Consider the following 19,810-nt stretch of genomic DNA (forward strand, 5'->3'; position numbering starts at 1 on the left):
AGACATTCTTGCCCCCTTGTCATCTTTCCTGCTTTGGTCGGGCTCGCATATCTCTGGATGAGACGTCGTTTCTGCAATACGAACCAATGCAAGGTGGTTTCACTTAATACTGTTAAGATTTCGACAAATAAAATCCGAAAAGATAGGTGTATGAAATACCCCGGAACGTTTCTCTTCATATTTCTATTTCTTACGGCTGCGTGGGCGGGGCCCAATTCTTTAACTTATCAAGGGCGCATTTTACGTTCCGATGGCTCACCCTTAGAATTTAATAACGTCAGCTTTCAGTTTGAAATCACCAGTCCCGACGGGCTTTGTGTTCTGTACCGCGAACAAGTGAACGGCATCAACATGACGAATTCAGGTGGCGTGTTCGACGTCGCTATTGGCAGCGGCACGAAAAGCTTTCCCGCCGACGCTTCTTTCAAACTTCTGGATGCATTCGTTAATGCCGGATCTTTATCTTGTTACGGAAGTGCCAATTACAATCCGAGCTACGATGACATTCGTCGTCTGCGGGTGCAGTTTCACGATGGTTCTGGTTGGAAAGTTATTTCTCCAGACTCTGAAATTCGCTCGGTGCCTTATGCCGGTTACTCTTATTCGGCGACAAAACTAGGAACAAATAGTGCCTCTGATTTTTTATTAAAGGCCGGAATTCCAACCTGTGCTTCGGGAACATTTTTATCTTGGAATGGTTCCACTTTAGCTTGTGCCAGCGTTGCTGGAGCTAGCGGCGGCACGGTGACGGACGTCACTTCCGCAAACTCCTATTTAACAATCATCAATGGCACTTCAACACCGACACTCACCTTGAACGTCGGAACTGCCGCAAACACCGTGGCTGCGGGAAATGATCCCCGTCTTTCTGATGCGCGTATTCCAACGGGAGCAGCCGGTGGAGATTTAAGTTCCACTTATCCCAACCCCACGGTCGCAAAAATCCAAGGCGTGGCGGTTTCTACAACCGCACCTAACACGGGTGAATACTTAAAGTACAATGGAGTTCAATGGCTTCCTGCCGTGATCACGAGTTCTGATGTTTCAGGATTAGCAGCGACCTTAAGCGGTTATGTTACGCAATCTTATTTTAGCTCGGCGGTTGCAAGTGCGAACTGCGCCCAACATCAAACGATGTATTGGGAGGCCGCAACGAACAGCTTTAAGTGTCTATCTATCAATGTCAGTGTGGCTGGTGATGTCAGTGGTTCCATTGGCTCCGTCAGTGTCGACAAGATCAAAGGCGTTGCTCTTGATTTTTCAACCGCCCCGACATCAGGTCAGACATTGAAATTTAACGGCACAAGTTGGGCTCCTGCGAATGACAATAATGGCGGCGGGACTATCACTGCATTGACTGGCGATGTGACAGCAAGTGGTTCCGGATCTGTTACAGCGACAGTGAATTCCGTTGGTGGTTCAACCGCAGCGAATATTCATAGCGCCACTCAAGCGGCGAACGCGGCAACGGATGCGAATACTGCCTCGACTATTATCAAAAGAAATGCTTCGGGAAACTTTACCGCCAACAACGCCAATTTAAACAGCGTCGTTTTGAAAGATTCTGGCTCAAATACGGTAACGCTTCAAGCTCCGACTACAGTTTCTACTAGCTACTCTCTTAAGTTCCCTGCGGCGCAAAGTGGAGCGAATCAGTTACTTCTGAATGATGGTGCTGGCAATCTTTCTTGGACAAGTTTATCTTCCGTGGGCGTCACTAATGTTGGGGTCACCGCTCCTATCGTAAATTCCGGAACGGCGTCGGCACCGACAATTGGAATTCAACAAGCCAATGGTTCACAAGCGGGCTATCTTTCTAGCGCGGACTGGACAAGCTTCAACAGCAAACAAAGTGCAACCCTCAATTCAGGAAATATTTGGATTGGTAACGGATCTAATGTCGCTACGGCGGTCACACCGGCAGGAGATGTGACGATCTCGACGGCAGGCGCGACTTTAGTTGGAAAAATTCAAGGCACCGGTGTTGTCAGCACAACTCCGACCGCGACAAATAATATCTTTAAATACAACGGCGCAAACTGGGCCCCGGGATTTATCGGTGTCGCTGACATCCGTTCAACCGCAGCCGGTAATGCGCAATTCTTTCCGACGACTTGCAGTGCCGCGCAAACTTTGAATTGGGAATCGGCGACGGATAAATATATTTGTACAAACATTGCCATTGGTGATTCGCAAATCACCTACGCTTCCAAAGCGGCGAAAACATTCTTGGCAGCGCCCACGGCTGGCGGAGTTCCTTCATTTAGAACGATTGCCTCTTCCGACCTTCCCACCACGGGAATTGATGGGGCGTACATCAACGGAGGAAACTCTTTTGGTACAAATGCGACCCTCGGTGTGAATGATGCCTTTGGGTTAGATATTGAAACTAACAACGTGGCTCGTGTTTCCATCGGTAGCACTGGGAAAGTCGGTGTTAATGCTTCAGGCGCCTCTTCTCAGTTTCAAGTTCACGGCACAGCGAGTGTGCAAACAGATTACGCGATTGCGACCTTCCAAGATTCTTCAAATAATGGTTTAAGCTTCGGTGTCGACACGTCAAATGGTTGGAGTTGGTTGTATTCACGCACGGCCGGAGTGTCTCCCCGCCCAATCGCTCTTTTTGCTCACAACTCAAATCAAACGCCGGATCTTTTGGTTGATAACGGGCAAGTCGGTGTTGGTACCGGATCTCCGCAAGCTCCTTTGCATGTTGTCGGAAACGGCAATGGCGGCATTCTTATTCAAAAAAGTTCCAATGATAATGGTGGCGCCACAATTGTTTTTGCCAAATCTCGCGGGACGAACACGGCGCGCACAGCCGCTCAATCGGGCGACCGCTTGATGGGACTTTATGGATCTGGCGCTTACGATGCGACGAACATTTCTAACAACTCCGCAGCCATTCAATTTCTTGCCGCCGAAAATTTCACAAGTACGGCGCAAGGGACGTCAATTGATTTTGGAACGACTCCGATTGGCGGCACGGCTCGACAAACACGAATGACCATTCTTCCGTCTGGCCAGATTGCCGTCGGAACAATCACCGCTCCCGCTGGTCTGTTGTCAAACACTACGACGAATCTAGGTGACTCGGGCACTATTGCGGCTATCAACGGAAATGGCATCGGACCTGGCGGGTTCCAGTGGGAAGCCGCGGGCACCGGATACGCGACGACACTTTTTAACTCGACCAATTTAGCAAATGCTCATGGACTCCAGCTTTACACCGCCTCGAGCGATGCCAACGTGAACATTCTGTATGCTCGCGCCAATGGCAATGCAAGATTTTCTGTCAAAGGAAACGGATTCGTTGGGATTAATACGCCCGGTCCTCGAGAAGCCATGGAAATTAATAAAGGGCACTTCTTCCATGCAGGAGGCGACCTCGTTCACTTCTTCAACTCCTACCACAATGGGACTCAACGTTACGGTGGTTATGGCGGTGTCGCTGGCTATACAGGTGGAATTGGATTCAGCCCTTCTACTGGAAATCTGTACTTAATGACATCAAATACTGCCGGCACCTCAGACAACCCCACCGTGGGAGTGGGCAATCACGTCGTTTTAGACCGGAACGGCAATCTGGGTGTTGGAACAGGCTCTCCGGGTTACACTCTTCACGTCGTAGGATCTGCTGGGTTAAGTTCAGGAACAGCTTGGATTAATGCCTCAGACATCCGATTAAAAAATATTAAAGGCGACTATGAGTACGGATTGAATGAGATTCTGAAATTACACACAGTCCGCTTCAACTATAAAAAAGGAAATCCTTTAGGACTTCCTTCAGATCACAAGATGACAGGCTTCATTGCCCAGGAAGTTCAAAAAGTAATTCCCGATGCCGTGAAAACTCGCGCGGACGGTTATCTTGAGTTGAACGTCGATCCCATTCACTGGGCGACAGTCAACGCCGTTCAAGAACTTCATGGCATTTGCAAACAATCTGAAGAACAAATGAAATCAGTGGATGCCCGCTTGCAACGTCATGATCGCGAGATTGCTTCTTTAAAAGAAGAAAATCGTCTGTTGAAACAACAACTGGAAAAACAAAGCCAAGACTTGGAAAAAATCAAAAAGAAGTTAGGCCTTGAATAGCCTAATCTTCTTTGCCGTCTTTCTTCTTAATTGCACCCATATAGGAATACTGCCAAGGACGGAAAGACAACAACACACCTGTGTCTTGCACAGGGACGTTGTGTTCTCCTTCAAAGCGAGACTCTTCTTGCATCTCTAACAAAATACGTTCGAGTTTTGCTTTATACTTGGCTAACGCCGGAGGACTGATCTTTAAAAACGAGAAGCGAATGTAGTCCTCAGGCCGGAAATCATAACTCAAATAACTTGTCTTGGTTTGATCGAACAAAGCCTTACCCACCGGCCCATCACGACGGAAGCGCAGAAAGCCTTGGCGTTTGAATTTCACTTTGTCTCGAGGATGAAGTTCAATCAGATTCAGTCGATCCAACTGAAAAAGATATTTTTTTGATTCGGAACTGGCGATTTGATAATCGCGCTCAATCTTTTGTGGAGTCTTCCCCTCTTGCAACATCATGAAGTAATGCAAAAGGCGCGCATTTTCGGCAAGAGCCTTTTCTTGCTCATCTGAAAGTGTGACGGCCTGATTCGCCTCTTCCAAGTTGGCCGATTTCACGACTTCGGAAAAGCTGATATCAGCCACGCGACAGATTTCTTCTAGTCGCTCAAGGCTTAAACTCTTATTGGAAAGAATGCGCTTCACGCTAGATTCGCTCAAACCTAAGGGTTTCGCTAAATCACGATATAGAACATTCTTCGCTTTTAAGGCGCGTTTCAGTGAGTTTAAAAACTGGTCAATCTGTGACATCTCAACCCCCAAAACTGACGGTAGCGTATTTTAATACTCTAAGCAAGGGTATTGAATAATAGGACCAACCTGCCGATCCTAGAGACAAGGCACTGTAGGAGGTTTTATGGCCATCTTTAAGTTTCTAGTAGACCGTTTATTTCAGTCCCGCCCGTTCTTTTATGGCTGGGAACAAAGAGCTTACGAACGACGCCAAGAGCAATATCGAGGGGAAACCCAAAACTCTTGCAGAGTCCGCTGGGATTAACTACAGTTCCGACGATGCAATCTGCGACAGAGAACTCCTCTTTATTTAATCGCCCTCTTTGGTTCTACATAAAAAACAATCCCCGGGCCTTCAGCTTGGGGATGATTTTTTTGCTTATCACGAATGCCCTTGATGGAATTTATCCATTGATCATGAAAACGGCGATTGATCAAATCGAAACCAAAGTTCCTTTGGACGACATCGGTAAAACATGCGCCATGTTTTTCGCTGTAATGGCAGGCCTTGCTATCAGCCGTTATGGCTGGCGCGCTCACTTTGGAAGGTTTCACACGTTTGCGGCCGAACACATTCGTCAAAAACTTTTCCGCCACGTCACCTCTTTAGGACCGAACTTCTTTCACAAAAATCAAGTCGGCGAATTGATGAGCCTTCTGACCAACGACGTTCAATCTTTCCGCCAAGCCATCGGCCCCGGCCTTTTGATTCTGGCTGACGGTATCATCATCATCGGCGTGGTCTTACCGATTATGATTTCTTTAAACTGGGAATGGACTTGGAAAACTTTGGTATTCCTGCCGATCGTTCCGTTTTTGATCTGGCGAGTGATGCGCCTGATCCATTCTAACTATAAAACTCAGCAAGATCGTTTTTCTGAGTTGACCGGTGTTGCTCAGGAAACTGTGGGCGGCATTCGAGTTATCAAAAGTTTTGCTCAAGAGGACAATCGCACGACACTCTTTAACAGTGTTAGCTCGGCCTTTGAAAAAGCTTGCAACAAAGTCGCCCGTATTGATGCTTTCTTTATTCCGGTGATGGAATTTGGAGTCACCTCAGGAAGTGTGATTCTGCTTTTTGTCGCTCGAGATGATATTTATTCCGGCGCCGTGACTATCGGAACCTTCGTCGCTTTTCATCGTTATATTCAAAAGATGGTGTGGCCGATGACGGCATTGGGTATGGGTTTTTCATACTTCCAAAAGGGTTATGCTTCTTTCGATCGCATCAAAGATGTTCTGCAAACAGAAACGGACATTCCCGATCTTGGAAAGCACGAACTGACTTCATTTAGATCTTTAGAATTTAGAAACGTTTCTTATAAACACAAGGGCAGCTCGGTCTATGTTCTAAAAAATGTGTCTTTCACACTGAATGCCGGTGAATCCTTAGGAATTATGGGACCTGTCGGCGCCGGTAAAACTACGATTTTGAATTTACTCTCGCGCATGTATCCTCTGGAAGAGGGCCAGATCTTGATCAATGGTCACCCTATTGAGGACATCACTCAGGAATCCTTAAGAAGAACCTTCCTGCTTGTACCGCAAGAGGCCTTTCTATTTAGCGAAAGCATTTCGGACAATGTCAGTTTTGGTCTAAAAGCGCGCGCCGCCGATGAAGACATCGTTCGCATGACGGAGGTCGTAGATTTAACAACAGAGATTGAATCACTGCCTCATAAATTTGAATCGCAATTAGGAGAGCGCGGAGTGAATCTTTCAGGCGGCCAAAAACAACGCCTTACGATCGCTCGTGGACTGATTATGAGGACGCCGGTTCTGGTCCTGGATGACTCATTAAGCGCCGTCGACACGCAGACAGAAAAAGCTATCGAAGCAGAATTAAGCAAAAGTCATTCAACCATGAGTCGTATTATCGTCGCTCACCGTCTTTCATCTTTGAAAGCCGTGAATAAACTTTTGATTCTAAAAGACGGGCAAGTGGAAGCTTTGGGTACTTACAGTGATGTTTTAGAAAAAAGTCCGACGTTCCAAAAAATTGTGCAGATTCAAGGAAAGGGGGATCATCATGAGTGAGAATTTCATGCATGAAGATCTGGTTAAGACCAAGATCACCTACCCTGAACTGTTCCGTCGTTTGTGGCCTTATGCTCGTAAAGAGAAGCTTTTGTTATTTTCAGCCATCGCGGCTGTTGCCGGTGGTGCCGCCGTGGCCCGCATGGTTCCGTTCTTAGTGGGCTATGCGATCGATCACGGTGTTAAAGAAAAAGACTATAGCGTCTTTATCAATGTCGCCTACGCTTATTTGGCTTTGGAAGTCTGCCGCTCGATTTTCTCTTTCGGAAACGTGTACCTGTTCCAGCGTTTTGGAAATCGCATGCTCTTTCACTTGCGTGAAGATCTTATGTCGCATGTCCAACGCTTGCCACTGCAGTTCTTTAATAAAACTCCCACCGGCCGGATTGTGACACGTCTTACGAATGATGTGATGTCTTTAGGGGAACTTTTCTCTGAAGGTGTGATCGCCGTCTTTACTCAAAGCGTGGTGATTGTTTCAGTCGTAGTGGCGCTTTCTTTGATTTCTTGGAAACTGACTTTGGTGTCCTTGATCCTAGCTCCATTTTTTATTGGTGCTTCGATTTACTTGAGCAATCGCATTCGCGAAATCCTGCGTGAACAAAAGAAGAAACTTTCTTTGATCAATGCTTTCTTAGCGGAAAATCTAAACGGCATCAAAGTCGTTCAGCTGTACAATCGTGTGACCCGCAATCGGGAGCTGTTCGGAGCGCTTTCTACCGATTACCGTGATACAAACATGCGTTCCATCCGCGCTTATGCGCTGATGCAACCGATTATGAATCTGTTTAATGCAACGACAATCACTTCTGCATTGTATTTTGGCGGCTTGTTAAGTGCGCAGAACTCGATCGCGATTGGATCTTTGGTGGCCTTCTTGATGAATATCCAGGACTTCATTCCGCCTCTGCGCGAAATCTTAGAGAAGTACCAGCAGTTCCAAAACTCATTAACCAGCGCCGAACGTATTTTCACATTGATGGATGAAAAGAAAGAGTTCGAACTGGACAATCTTCACAGTCCGAAAGTGGTTCAAGGCGATATTGAAATTCGTAATCTGACATTCCAATATGAGCCTGAACTTCCGGCCGTGTTAAAGAATATCTCTTTACACATCAAAGCCGGTGAATCCATCGCCTTGGTGGGACGCACAGGAAGTGGCAAATCTACTTTTATTTCTTTGCTTCAGCGCTTTTATGACGCTCCAGAAAAGTCGATTTATGTCGATGGCGTTGCTTTAGAGCGTATCGCCCGTCATGAAATCCGCCATCACGTCGGCGTCGTACAACAGGACAATTTTATCTTCCGTGGCACCATTCGCGACAATATTGGTTTAGGTGATCCAAAGGTGACGGACGAGCAGATTCAAAGAGCCTGCGAAAAAACCGGCTATATGTCGCTGCTTGTGCGCACCGGGCGCGATCTTTCAAGTCCTGTGGATGAACGCGGCGCCAATCTTTCTGTCGGCGAAAGACAGCTTATTGCTTTTGCCCGAATTCTGGCATTCAACCCCGATATTCTTATCTTAGATGAAGCGACCGCAAACATTGATTCTGAAAGTGAACACATCATTCAGGAAGCGACGAAAGAGATCACCAAAGGCCGCACGAGCATTATCATTGCTCACCGTCTTTCAACGATTGAGCAGTGCGATCGCATTGTTGTTTTGAATCAGGGCGAAGTGGCCGAGGTGGGCTCTCATGCAGAATTGATGAAAGCCCAAGGACTGTATTATCAGTTTGCTTCTTTAGGTTTGAAGTCCACTTTGATGGATGCATCCGCTGCTGGCACCGCGGAACCATAGAAACGAACGGCGTTGATAGACTCAATGTAGTCCCACCCGTTCACGTTGCTGCGAGGAATAGAAACGCCATTGATTTTAACCGTGATAGTTTCAATCAGTGGTTTTTTTGAAAGTTTAAAGTCCGTCAAGATCTGATAGATACGAGATCGGATATTCGTCACCGCTGTCGTCAGACTCGAGCTGCAAATGGATTCCGTGACTCCGCCGGATGCTTTAGCAATATCAATAAATGTAAGACCGGACTCAGAGTAGTCATTAAACGTGGAGCAATTGATACTTGTAGGCAGTACTCCGATGAAATTGAAAACCCATGAACGACTGCCATCCACCCAAGGCCTTTTCAAGGAATCTAAAACATTCGTGTAATACGCAACTGGATTAGACACCGGACTCTTGTCGTTTTCGTTAGATAAAGCAATCACAACAAGCAAGGCATCTTCTCGAAAGAAACCTCGGCCTTCATTCGCTAGATACGAAGGTGACAGGGCAATTTCCATGGATTGAAGACCGCGTTCATTAGAGCTTCCCGCTTCACCCACGATCATGCGACTTTTTAAGCTGTTTACCAAATCAGGAGTCGACTTGGTCACAAACTTGGGCGAGCCAATGAATTTACCACCGTCGGGATTTGTGCCACCCACGCTCGTCGTTACCACCGCCATGTGATAATCCATTTTTAAGGAATTTAACTTCGTCACAAGATCGGGTACTTGGCTCGACAAACTTTGCTGATGTTTTAACATCGACGAAGAGTTGTCGACGATCCAAAGAATATCCACTTTATTATTATAAGTGACATTTTGATCGAAGTTGTCGGAATCCGCTGGCAGATCGAACTTCACATCCTGTGCACACGCCATTAGCATCATCGCACTGACGCCCACTAACAATGCTGAAAGTCCTTTTTTCATAGTTCCTCTAAAAGTTGCGGAAGAGGCCTGGGAACCTCTCCCGAAAAAATTAAGCTGCTTTTGTTGTAAAGTTCTTAATGCTTTCACGCACAGACTGACTGAGCGTCGTGAATTTCACGCCGTACTTCACAGATTCAGAATCTGGAGCCGCATCTTTCACGAACTGCTTGCTGACGATCTGGCAGACAGCATTGAAAGGGGGAACTCCATCGCCGGGTTGGAAATGCAGGAAGAGAGACTGACCTGGTTGTAAATTCGGAGTGTCGATAAGAACACCGGCTCCGCCTGCGCTGATTTCAAGCGCCTGACCGCGGAAAACGGTTTTGTTATTGTGAACAATCAGTGAAGCCCCGTAAGAAGCTCGTGCGTGACGGCGACGGAAGAAGATCTCTGCCACATCGGCATCTTTAGAATCTTTCATTCCACGAATGCTCTGGGACGAAAACTCTTCCACTTCAGCGACGCGCTTCCATGCAGGAAGTTTTGCGTGCCAAATGTAGTCGTATTCAAAAAGAGTTTTTTCTTGCAGCATCTGCACAAGTTCCAATCTGCAGAAAGGACCATAATTATTGCCTTCCTTCAGAATGAACCACTCTTTGTCCTTAAGGTTCTTAGGTGCTGGTGCAGGAGAAGCGCCAGGACGAACCGCAGGCTTTTGGGCTAACTTGGTTGCAAACTCGGGGTGCTCTAACAACATCATCCATTCGCCGACGTTGTCGTCGTAAACGTAGTCTGTCCATTGATGTTCCTGGGCCTCGATCTTCTTAAGAACCGTCTCATGCGTATACGGTCCGATATGGGTCCCATTGTTAGATAAATAGTACTGTTTTGCCATCTCAGAATACTCCTTAGGAAGTCTATCGGCACAAACAAGACCCGACTTAACTGTAGGAAATTAGACAGTTTCTCGAAGAAAATTCGTTATGTTTCGTCGAACTTTTAGACAAAAATAAGGTTAAAGCCTTCCTCACGAAAGCCGATCAGATTACTAGCAGTTAAGGTTATCAATATTTAAACCGAAAAAAGTTTATGGTTTTTGTACAGAAGAAAGAAATGAAGACAAGAAAGAATATTCTAATAGTGGATAACAAGTGTGAATTGGAGCATCAGCTCCGCGAACCACTATTTAAACAGCTGGAAAATTCAGCTGTTTCTCCTATTCTTGTCCGAGCTAAAGACGGTGCCGAAGCTGCTATCAAATCCGAAAATCAAAAATTCGACATGGTGATCATTGATACGGAAGTTCCCCGGCTGATGGACGGTGGCTTCGTCTATGGCATTCACACTTATAAGAACACCCAAGATGCCGACATCATCGTGATTTCTCAAAGAGAAGAAACAGATCTTCCCGAGTCTTTGCAAAATTCAAAGTTCTTTAAAAAGCCTGTTTCGCCGGGTGAGTTGATTGATGCGATGATTTCTATTTTGAACATTCAGCATCATGGAGCACCGAAAGAGGCAGCTCCCGCTGTTGCGGCTGCAAAGTATGCCGTGGATGTGCGTGTGATCAATGCTGTCATTAAAGCAACGACCAGTGTGCTGGGGCAGTTTGGTGTAACGTCAGTCAACATGGGTAAAGCCGGACCAAAATCCCCTCATGAGCCTATGATGGGCGAAGTCTCTTCTGTGATTGATATCAAAAGTCAGTCGTTCCAAGGTTACCTGACGATCTCTTTTGACAAAGGAAGTTACCTCGAAGTTGTTTCGACCATGTTGATGGAAGAACAAACCGAACTAACACAAGATAATCAAGATGCCGTTGGTGAGATCAATAACATCATCTTCGGGAATGCAAAGGCTGAAATTAGCAACTACGGTGTGCAGATGACGGTTCCTCGTGTGATTTTAGGCGCCGGGCAAACCGTTCACAGTGCACCCGGTGCTGCCGGCATGATGATTCCGTTTTCAACGGGTAAAGGACAGTTTTACTTGACCGTTGTGGCGTCTCCGATCGCTAAAGTCGCTTAATCCCTCATATTTTAAATGTCAGTATTTTGTTTTGGCGCAGTACGCATAGGATTATGTACTTGCTTCGCTGCCTAATTTCATATTTAAACTTCATACGTTCCGTATATGCTGTGAATAGGGCGCAGCGTTTCTACAAGACACCAAAAAATGTCTGTCTATGGAGGGGTTTATATGACAGCAAGTTTACTGTCGGTTCTATTTGTTCTTCTTTCTGGCTCTGTTAATGCAGCCACCATTTCTCAACAAATTCCATACTACGGTGAAGACTTTTATAATGATCTTTCGTCGGGTGCTCGAGACGAAGAATTGGTGGGGCGTTTGCACACCGTGCTTAGCAGCCAACACCGTGCGGTTCCAGGTCGCCTGGATGAAATCACGGATAACTGCAACGGCTCTAACGGTTGTTACCAACACATCTCGCTGGGTTATGACCGTGCCCGCATCTTCCTTCTAGGCGTTTATTACCTGGTCGATGAAGGAAACGGCAACTACGGTCTTCCTGATGTTTACTGCGGTAATATCAGACACAGCCACGAATTCCGTGGAACACCTCCTGGTCCTCGCGTCATCCCCGACAGCACGACTCTGAACACAGAGCACACATGGCCTCAAAGCCGCTTCACTGGCAAATTCAATAAAGGCATGCAAAAATCAGATCTTCACCACTTGTATCCCGCCGACTCTGAAATGAACTCTGTTCGCGGCAACAATGAATTCGGTGAAGTTTCCAGAGATTCTAAAATCCTTAAATGCAAAGAGTCCCGCACAGGCAAAGGCACTGGCGGAAGTGCTGAAATTTTCGAACCACCAATGGCTCACAAAGGAAATGTCGCTCGCGCTCTTTTCTATTTCTCGGTTCGCTACAGCATTCAAATCAGCTCAAACCAAGAAAAAGTTCTTCGCAAATGGCATCTTGAAGATCCTGTGGATGACGAGGAAATGCACAGAAATAACGAGATCCAAAAAGCGCAAGGCAATCGCAACCCATTCATCGACTTCCCTGAATTGGTTGACTACATTCACAACTTCTAAGATCTGATGGTCTTAAACGAAAAAAGGCATCCGTGATGGATGCCTTTTTTATTTTGTAAGCTTGAAGTTTTATTCCATCCCTAAAGCGCTCTTCCATTCTGGGGTAGGCTCAATCAGACGGCGCTCTTTCATATCGAATAGTCCAAAGACGAAGGTTGCTTCATTGGCAATGGATCCATCCTCCTTCACCATCTGTTGCAACATAGTGGCGATCTTACCTTTGTAACTCGTGAGCTTTGAAACGATGGTGATAGTTTCTCGCAGACGGATTTCTTTTAAGAATTTGATATTCACTTCAAGGATGACCGGTCCCATTTTCTTTTGATGAATCTCTTTAAAACCAAATCCGCGCGGCGTGATGATCTCCCAACGTGCTTCTTCGTAAATCTGCAAATAGGTGGCGTTGTTGATATGCCCATAGGAATCCACGTGATGTTCTTTGATCGTGATTTTAAAAGGACTTAGTTCTGACATAACCACCTCTATTTAAGCGCTTCGCGAATATGTGCAGAGGCCAAATCCAGCGCCCACACAACAACCGCGATCACCGCAATGATACAACCGACTTCACGCCACATCGCTTGGCCTTGATACTGAACAAGCATAGTTCCAATACCTCCCCCACCGACTAAACCGATGATGGTGGCCATGCGCACATTGATGTCCCAGCGATAGACCGTAAATGAAATATACGGCAGAAGCACTTGAGGAACAATCGCATACCAAATTGTTTGCAGTTTATTAGCGCCCGTCGACTCTATGGCTTCGATGGGACCTTCTTCTACGGCCTCCACCATTTCCGAGTATTGTTTGGCGAGCGAAGCAATAGAGTGGATCATGAGCGCGAGCATACCCGCGAATGGACCGATGCCAACCCACACGGAAAAGATAATGGCCCAGATCAAGGCTTCGATCGAACGCGTGATATTTAAAAACATGCGCAAAACCAAATAGACCGTTTTTGCAAAAGGTCCGCGCATGATATTTTTTGCGCAAAGAAAGCTTAGAACAAACGCGGCGGGGATTGCGAGGGTCGTTGCTAAGAACGCCATGAAGATAGTTTCTATAATATTTAAAACGGCGCGCGGAAGAACTTCCCAGTTCGGAGCCAAGAGCCCCTTAAAAAGGCGAACGGCGCCAGCAAAACCATTTTCGTCTAAAATCTCGATAAGTGAAAATTCCGTTTTATAGATAGAAACGATAAGAGCCGTCGACAAAGAAATGATCAGTTGCCAGCCCCAGAAACGGCGAAACCAGGCCTTGTCCTCGAGGGTTGGTGGAGACGTCTTAAATAAAACATCTCCCAAAGTCGTTACGCCCATCTTCTTTAAGAGCGCGCTAAAGGCACAGCCTAGGGCAAAAAAGGCAATGACACAGGCCACTCCGACAGGAAGGTTCAACAACGCCTCTTCCGAGGTAACAAAGAACGCCACGGTGAATACTGAAAGAAGAAATCCAAAGAGAATGCCATCAAAAATGATTTTACGAAATGTCATGGGCGTCTTCTCCGTAAATGCGATGGAACCACTCTTCAGTTATTTCTTCGGGTCTGCCGGTGAAAACGATTTCCCCGTCTTTAAGAGCCACAACACGTGTAGCGTACTTACGAACTAAAGAAAGAAAATGCAGATTAGCGATCACCGTTATGCCAAGCTCTTGATTTATTTTTTTTAGATAGTCCATCACCGCGTGTGACGTCGCTGGATCTAAAGAAGATACAGGCTCATCTGCCAGAATCAGTTTGGGCTTCTGAGTCAGTGCTCGCGCAATCGCTACACGCTGCTTCTGTCCTCCGGAAAGATGATCGGCTCTTTGCAAAGCTTTGTCGGCGATTCCAACCAGCTTTAAATTTTGCAAAGCCTCTTTTTTATCTTCGTCTGAAAAAAGCCCGAAGAAACTTTGCCACGTGGACTTTTCGGCCAGTCGTCCCATCAATACATTTTTTAGAACACTTTGCCTTGGGATTAAATTGAAGTGTTGGAAAATCATTCCAATGTTTTTACGCAGCTGACGAATGCCATCACTTTTTTGCAGCTGGCCCACGTCTTCACCTTGAAAAAGAATTTGTCCCGAAGTGGGTTCGTGCAAACGATTCAGACAGCGAAGCAAGGTCGACTTTCCCGAGCCACTTAGTCCAATAATAACTAAGAACTCGCCGGACTGAACTTCTAAATTCACTCCTTTTAAGGCGCGCACCCCATTGGGATAAGTCTTAGAAAGATTTCGCACACTCAGTAAAGGAGGGGTCATTTTATTTTCCTTCAGGCGGCGCCAAAGTTTTTAGCATTTCGCGGACGCTGTCATAATCACTGTCAGACGCTTTTTTAAAATTCGTCGCTCCGAGCATCAAGTCGATGGCCTTCAGACCCTCGGGAGTGGCGGCAAACTGCAGAAGTGTGTCGACGATTTTTTCTTTCATCTCTTCCGGCATGTCTTTTCTAAAGACGATCGGATCATTCGGGATCGGCTCGGAAAGTTCGATGATTTTTACTTTCTGTTCGACGTCAGGATATTGCATCTTCACCAAGCGACGCGCATCTTCGATCTGACCGTTTTGCGCGGGACTGTAGTAGGTTGCTCCGGCATCCACTTGGCCTTGATAGATCATCGTCACGACAGAGTCATGCTTCATCGCGAACACCGTGTCCTTCGGTTCTATCTTCAGGTCTTTCAAAGTTTTCAGCGGCAAAAGGTATCCTGACGTTGAAGCAGGATCGACAAATGCGACTTTCTTTCCTGCCAAATCCTTCAGCGATTTGATCTTACTGTCCGCACGCGCCAGAAACTGCGATTGGTAAGTCGCAATCCCATAGCGAATCACCGTGAGGCGTGCTTCAACACCGTACTGCTTATGCGCAAGATAATAGCCATAAGTGTTGATCGCAGCCACATCCGCTCTTTTTGTACCAAAGGCTTCAACGACAGCAACAAAAGACTGGGGAATGGTGATTTCATATTTGTAGGGAGTGTTTTTCTCTAAATACTCTTCAAGCACCTTGGCATTATCAGCAAGGACTTTCGCATCAACAGCCGGCACAAGATGAAACTTGATAGGATTTTTTTCGGTGCCCAAGGCGTCTTTTTTTAAATTACATCCCGATACTAAAAACGAACTCATCAGGACCATCGTAAGAAGTCTTGTCATGCTGTAAGCCTCCAAAGCTATTATAGAAAATCGCTCTGACAGGGCAAGAAAAGTCTTTGATTTCACTGGACTTGTATGGCTAGATGGCCCTTATGTTAGAGCAGGTTCTTGATAATATTCGAGCGATCACTCAGCAAGGTGAAAAAAGCCTGGTTGTGTTTGATTTGGATTCCACCCTTTTTGATGTGAGCCCTCGGGTGGAAAGAATTCTTCTCGACTTCGCAGCCTCCCCCATCAATCAAAAAAAATTTCCTGAGCAAACGACTTTGCTTAAGAACATTAAAACTATGCGCTCGGATTGGGGTATCACTGCCGCCCTTGAACGCGCTGGTTTGGACGGCGCTCATCCTGAGTTTCAAGAAGCCATCCGCGCTTATTGGCAAAAGCATTTCTTTTCAAATCACTATCTTCAGTTTGATTCTTTGTATGATGGCGCTTTGGAATTTGTTCTTGAGGTTGAAAAAGCCGGAGCTGAAATCGCTTACCTGACGGGCCGTGATGTGGAACGCATGGGAATTGGCTCTGCCGAGATTCTTCATCAATGGGGCTTTCCGATGAATGATCACGCGAAGCTTGTATTAAAACCTCATCGCAGCATGGACGATGCTCAATTCAAAACAGATTGGTTTATTGAAAACGATAAGAAGAATTTTAAGAAGATTTACTTCTTTGAAAATGAGCCGGTAAACTTGGTGCATCTGGAGCAATTCTGCCCTCATGTAGAAATGATTTTCTTTGAGAGCACTCATTCTGGCAAAGCTCTGGCACCGGCAAAGCTTCCTCGTATCATCAATTATCTGCTCAACCAAAAGGGTTCTTAGCGTGTTATATCTAGTTGCCACACCTATCGGAGATACGGGCGAAATCACTTTGCGAGCTTTAGAGATTCTAAAGTCCTGCGACGTCGTTATCTGCGAAAGCACGAAAGAAGCTTCCAAATTACTGCGTGCTCACGGCATCACTGGAAAAACGTATGAAGTGCTGGATGAACACTCTACCCCCGATGACAAAGCCGCCTTGGTTCCGATTTGTGCGGAAAAGAACGTGGCTTTGGTTACCGACTGTGGCACTCCCGGGTTCTGTGACCCTGGAGCGGATTTAGTTCGCCTGTGCCGTCAGAAAAATATTCCTGTAAAGTCAGCTTTAGGAGCTTCGGCCCTGATGGGGCTTCTTTCGTTGAGCGGACAGCGACTGGATGAATTTGTTTTTCGCGGCTTTTTACCGGCGGAAACAGAAAGTCGCCAACGCGCTTTAAAAGAGCTTACCAAAGAAAAGCGTGCGATCATCGTGATGGATACTCCCTATCGCTTGAAAAAAACTTTGAATGATATGAAAGAGCATTTTTCAAATCGCAAGGTGCTTTTAACCCTGAATCTTTCTCAAGAAGATGAAACAGTATTAGAAGGTCACATCGATAAAGTTATTTCGTCGGTGCCTTTTGAAAAAGCTGAGTTCATGCTTTTGATTTATCCTTAATAATGACGAATTTGATTTCACTTCCTATTGATAGCTTTGTTCCCGCTATTCAGGACAAACTGAGAAGTGAAAGCAATCTTGTGATCACTGCCGCGCCAGGTGCGGGTAAAACCACACGCCTGCCGCCAGCTCTTTTAAGTGTCGTTGCAAAAAAGGTGATTGTACTAGAGCCACGAAGAATGGCCGCGATTGCCGCTGCTCATCGCATCGCTGAAGAGCAAGGATGGCAAGTGGGTCGTGAAGTGGGATATCAAGTTCGATTTGCCAATAAGACATCGAAAGAAACTCGTCTTATCTTTATGACCGAGGCCTTGCTTGCCAGACAGATGATTCAAGATCCTGAATTGCTGGATGTGGATTTAGTGATTCTGGATGAATTTCATGAGCGTTCCATGCATGTGGACTTGGCGTTAGGACTCTTGCGTGAGCTTCAAGAGCTGGGACGCGATATCAAAATTCTAGTGATGTCGGCAACATTGGAGGCGGAAAAGATTTCTGCTTATCTTGGTGGCTCGGGCATCATCAGCGTTCCCGGAAAACTTTTTGAATTGGATGTTCGCTATCAAAAGTCTTCTCAGCACCTGCAAACCTTTCCTGGGTTTTACGATACGGTTTTGCAGACGGTGAAAGAAGCTCAAGCTCAAACGGATAAGGATATTTTGGTGTTCCTTCCCGGCGTGGGCGAAATTGATCGGGCCCTGAATGCCTTGCAAGCCTGGGCGGATGGAAAAAACATTGAGCTTGTGCCTTTGCACGGATCTTTAAATATCGAAGATCAACGACGAGCCTTGCAAAAGTCTTCTCGTCAGCGGGTGATTCTTTCTACGAATATTGCAGAGTCTTCCGTGACCATTGATGGCGTGAATACGGTCATTGATTCGGGTCTTGCGAAGAATATGAAACAAGATCATCGCACGGGATTTTCTCGCCTAGAGCTTGGCCGGATCAGTTTATCAAGCGCCATTCAAAGAGCCGGTCGCGCCGCTCGTCAGTTTCCCGGCGTTTGCTATCGTCTTTGGAACAAGCACGATGAACTTTCCTTTAGTAAAAGTGAAATCGCTGAAATTCAGCGGGTGGATTTGACCGAAAGCCTGCTTTTTTTGAGTGCCCAAGGCGTGACGGACTTTGAAGCCTTCAGCTGGTTTGAAAAGCCTGCTGCGGTGGCCATTCAAAATGCTTCGAGGTTTTTGAAGGTTGCCGGAGCTATTGATAGCGATAATAAAATCACGGAGCTTGGAAAGCGTATTCTTCATTTCCCCCTGCCTGTGCGTTTAGCCAAGCTTATGTTGGTCGGAATAGATCTGAAAGCGACAGAGCTTGCATCAGAGATGGCAGCCTTGCTTCAAGAGCGCGACATCTTACGCAAAGAAGCCGTGAGTTCATTTATTAGTGATAATTTAGAGTGTGATCTGTCGGCAAGATTAGAAGTCTTGCATCAGTTCCGTAAAGACAAACGTGCTCCGAGGGAAGCAGCCTTTTTTGCTTTGCAAACCGTGGATCAGGCCGCTCGTCAGACCGAAGAGTTAGCAAAGCGACTTCAAAACGCGGGAGAGAAGTCTTTATCGAAGGACGAACAAAAGATTCTAACGAAAAGAATTTTGCTTGAAGCCTATGCCGATCGTTTGTGCCGTCGTCGAGGGCGGTCTGAAAGAGCCTTGATGGTCGGCGGCCGCGGAGTGAAGCTTCAACCGGAAAGCTTGGTTAAGAATTCTGAATTTTTCGTGGCCTTGAACGGAGTCGAAGGAAGTTCCGACTCCGAAACCGTTGTGAGCCTGGCTTGTGGATTTGAAAAAGAATTTATTCTGCAGAACTTCAAAGACAGCATTGTCAAAGTGAAGGACGTCACGTTTATTGAAGAAAAAGGTCAGTTCTTCGCCCGTGAATATCGCTCGCTGCATGGGTTGGCTTTAGACGAGCCTACTTTAACTCCCGCATCTAGCGAAGATATCGCAAGTAAGCTGCCGCAAATCCTGAGTGAAAAATTAGAACTCGTTTTTAAATCCAATGAAAAGCTTGCCGACTGGTGGCAACGCCTGGAGTTCTTGGAAAAACAAGAACCGCAGAATTTGGATTTAGAAAATTTGAAATTAGAAGCCTTCACACAAGCCTGCATGGGCGAAAGCAAAATGCAGGTCGTGATGGAAAAAGACCTGGTCTTTTTCTTTGAAAACGTCTTTCCCCAAGAAGTCGTACAAACTTTAAGAAAAGAACTGCCCGATAAAATTCAGGTTCCCAGCGGCAGTCATATCAAAGTCCACTACCCGTTAGATAAAGCTCCGTATTTAGAAGTAAGAATTCAAGAAGTCTTCGGCATGATGGAAACACCGAAAGTGTATTTCGGAAAAATTCCGCTAACGTTTCATTTACTGGGACCGAACTTCCGCCCCGTGCAAGTGACGTCCAATTTAGAAAGCTTCTGGAAAAACGGCTATCCCGAAGTACGCAAAGAATTGCGCATCAAGTACCCTAAACATCAATGGCCGGAAGATCCTGCGGATGGGACGCCGGAAGCCAAAGGCCGACGTCGCTTTTAGTCTTTCTTCTTTCTGGCGAGGATTTGCCTTAGAAAGCTTTAAAGTAGATTGTCGCTTCGTTCGGGCACGCCATCC

16 protein-coding genes and 1 riboswitch are annotated in these 19,810 nt (G+C 46.3%); of the genes, 9 read left to right on the forward strand and 7 right to left on the reverse strand.

Annotation, left to right across the window (positions count from 1 at the left end):
- The first annotated feature begins 150 nt into the window (after window positions 1-150).
- A complete protein-coding gene (locus AZI85_RS11490; RefSeq protein WP_063244172.1) occupies window positions 151-4,098 on the forward strand; it encodes a tail fiber domain-containing protein in 3,948 nt (1,315 codons plus the stop codon).
- Window position 4,099: 1 nt separating this feature from the next.
- On the opposite strand, the gene AZI85_RS11495 is transcribed toward AZI85_RS11490, so the two are convergent.
- Entirely contained in the window at window positions 4,100-4,846 is a 747-nt protein-coding gene (locus AZI85_RS11495) for a helix-turn-helix domain-containing protein (protein WP_063244173.1), read from the reverse strand.
- 106 nt (window positions 4,847-4,952) lie between these two features.
- Between AZI85_RS11495 and AZI85_RS17660 the strand changes: the two genes are divergently transcribed.
- From AZI85_RS17660 to AZI85_RS11505, 3 genes are all read left to right on the forward strand, one after another.
- Window positions 4,953-5,093 carry a hypothetical protein gene (locus tag AZI85_RS17660; protein WP_155724002.1) on the forward strand — a complete coding sequence of 47 codons (141 nt, stop codon included), beginning with the start codon at window positions 4,953-4,955 and terminating at the stop codon, window positions 5,091-5,093.
- A 101-nt stretch (window positions 5,094-5,194) separates the two neighbouring features.
- A complete protein-coding gene (locus AZI85_RS11500; protein WP_172795330.1) occupies window positions 5,195-6,865 on the forward strand; it encodes an ABC transporter ATP-binding protein in 1,671 nt (556 codons plus the stop codon).
- The gene (locus tag AZI85_RS11505; RefSeq protein ID WP_253720960.1) at window positions 6,858-8,669 is read left to right on the forward strand and encodes an ABC transporter ATP-binding protein; all 1,812 of its coding nucleotides are present in this window, start codon (window positions 6,858-6,860) and stop codon (window positions 8,667-8,669) included. Before AZI85_RS11500 ends, AZI85_RS11505 begins: the two co-directional genes overlap by 8 nt.
- Here the strand turns inward: AZI85_RS11505 and AZI85_RS11510 are convergent.
- Window positions 8,600-9,580, reverse strand: coding sequence for a hypothetical protein (locus AZI85_RS11510; protein ID WP_063244175.1), 981 nt, complete (start codon window positions 9,578-9,580; stop codon window positions 8,600-8,602). The genes AZI85_RS11505 and AZI85_RS11510 overlap by 70 nt on opposite strands.
- Before the next feature lie 49 nt (window positions 9,581-9,629).
- The gene (locus AZI85_RS11515) at window positions 9,630-10,415 is read right to left on the reverse strand and encodes a GYF domain-containing protein (RefSeq protein WP_063244176.1); all 786 of its coding nucleotides are present in this window, start codon (window positions 10,413-10,415) and stop codon (window positions 9,630-9,632) included.
- 218 nt (window positions 10,416-10,633) lie between these two features.
- Here AZI85_RS11515 and AZI85_RS11520 point away from each other — a divergent pair, with 218 nt between their 5' ends.
- Window positions 10,634-11,548, forward strand: coding sequence for a chemotaxis protein CheX (locus AZI85_RS11520; protein ID WP_253720961.1), 915 nt, complete (start codon window positions 10,634-10,636; stop codon window positions 11,546-11,548).
- A 79-nt stretch (window positions 11,549-11,627) separates the two neighbouring features.
- Window positions 11,628-11,726: riboswitch (purine riboswitch) on the forward strand.
- Complete coding sequence (locus tag AZI85_RS11525; protein WP_063244178.1) at window positions 11,720-12,580, forward strand: endonuclease I family protein; 861 nt, start codon at window positions 11,720-11,722, stop codon at window positions 12,578-12,580. It overlaps the preceding riboswitch by 7 nt.
- 69 nt (window positions 12,581-12,649) lie before the next feature.
- Here AZI85_RS11525 and AZI85_RS11530 read toward each other — a convergent pair whose 3' ends face one another.
- The 4 genes from AZI85_RS11530 to AZI85_RS11545 are packed head-to-tail and all read right to left on the reverse strand — an operon-like array spanning window position 12,650 to window position 15,725.
- The gene (locus AZI85_RS11530) at window positions 12,650-13,054 is read right to left on the reverse strand and encodes an acyl-CoA thioesterase (protein WP_063244179.1); all 405 of its coding nucleotides are present in this window, start codon (window positions 13,052-13,054) and stop codon (window positions 12,650-12,652) included.
- Between the two features lie 8 nt (window positions 13,055-13,062).
- Window positions 13,063-14,076 carry a phosphonate ABC transporter, permease protein PhnE gene (gene phnE / locus AZI85_RS11535; protein ID WP_063244180.1) on the reverse strand — a complete coding sequence of 338 codons (1,014 nt, stop codon included), beginning with the start codon at window positions 14,074-14,076 and terminating at the stop codon, window positions 13,063-13,065.
- Window positions 14,063-14,830 carry a phosphonate ABC transporter ATP-binding protein gene (phnC, locus tag AZI85_RS11540; RefSeq protein ID WP_063244181.1) on the reverse strand — a complete coding sequence of 256 codons (768 nt, stop codon included), beginning with the start codon at window positions 14,828-14,830 and terminating at the stop codon, window positions 14,063-14,065. The genes phnE and phnC overlap by 14 nt, the downstream gene beginning before the upstream one ends.
- Before the next feature lies 1 nt (window position 14,831).
- Window positions 14,832-15,725 carry a phosphate/phosphite/phosphonate ABC transporter substrate-binding protein gene (locus AZI85_RS11545; RefSeq protein WP_063244182.1) on the reverse strand — a complete coding sequence of 298 codons (894 nt, stop codon included), beginning with the start codon at window positions 15,723-15,725 and terminating at the stop codon, window positions 14,832-14,834.
- 92 nt (window positions 15,726-15,817) lie between these two features.
- Between AZI85_RS11545 and AZI85_RS11550 the strand changes: the two genes are divergently transcribed.
- The 3 genes from AZI85_RS11550 to hrpB are packed head-to-tail and all read left to right on the forward strand — an operon-like array spanning window position 15,818 to window position 19,735.
- Window positions 15,818-16,546: an HAD family hydrolase gene (locus AZI85_RS11550; protein WP_081111005.1), complete on the forward strand. Its 729-nt coding sequence runs from the start codon at window positions 15,818-15,820 to the stop codon at window positions 16,544-16,546.
- Window position 16,547: 1 nt separating this feature from the next.
- Window positions 16,548-17,201 (forward strand): 16S rRNA (cytidine(1402)-2'-O)-methyltransferase, encoded by a 654-nt coding sequence (rsmI, locus tag AZI85_RS11555; protein WP_063244184.1) that lies wholly within the window; start codon window positions 16,548-16,550, stop codon window positions 17,199-17,201.
- Between the two features lie 2 nt (window positions 17,202-17,203).
- Window positions 17,204-19,735 carry an ATP-dependent helicase HrpB gene (gene hrpB / locus AZI85_RS11560; RefSeq protein WP_063244185.1) on the forward strand — a complete coding sequence of 844 codons (2,532 nt, stop codon included), beginning with the start codon at window positions 17,204-17,206 and terminating at the stop codon, window positions 19,733-19,735.
- The last annotated feature ends 75 nt before the right edge of the window (window positions 19,736-19,810 follow it).

The sequence above is a fragment of the Bdellovibrio bacteriovorus genome (assembly GCF_001592755.1).
In the GTDB taxonomy this organism is placed as follows: Bacteria; Bdellovibrionota; Bdellovibrionia; order Bdellovibrionales; family Bdellovibrionaceae; genus Bdellovibrio; species Bdellovibrio bacteriovorus_E.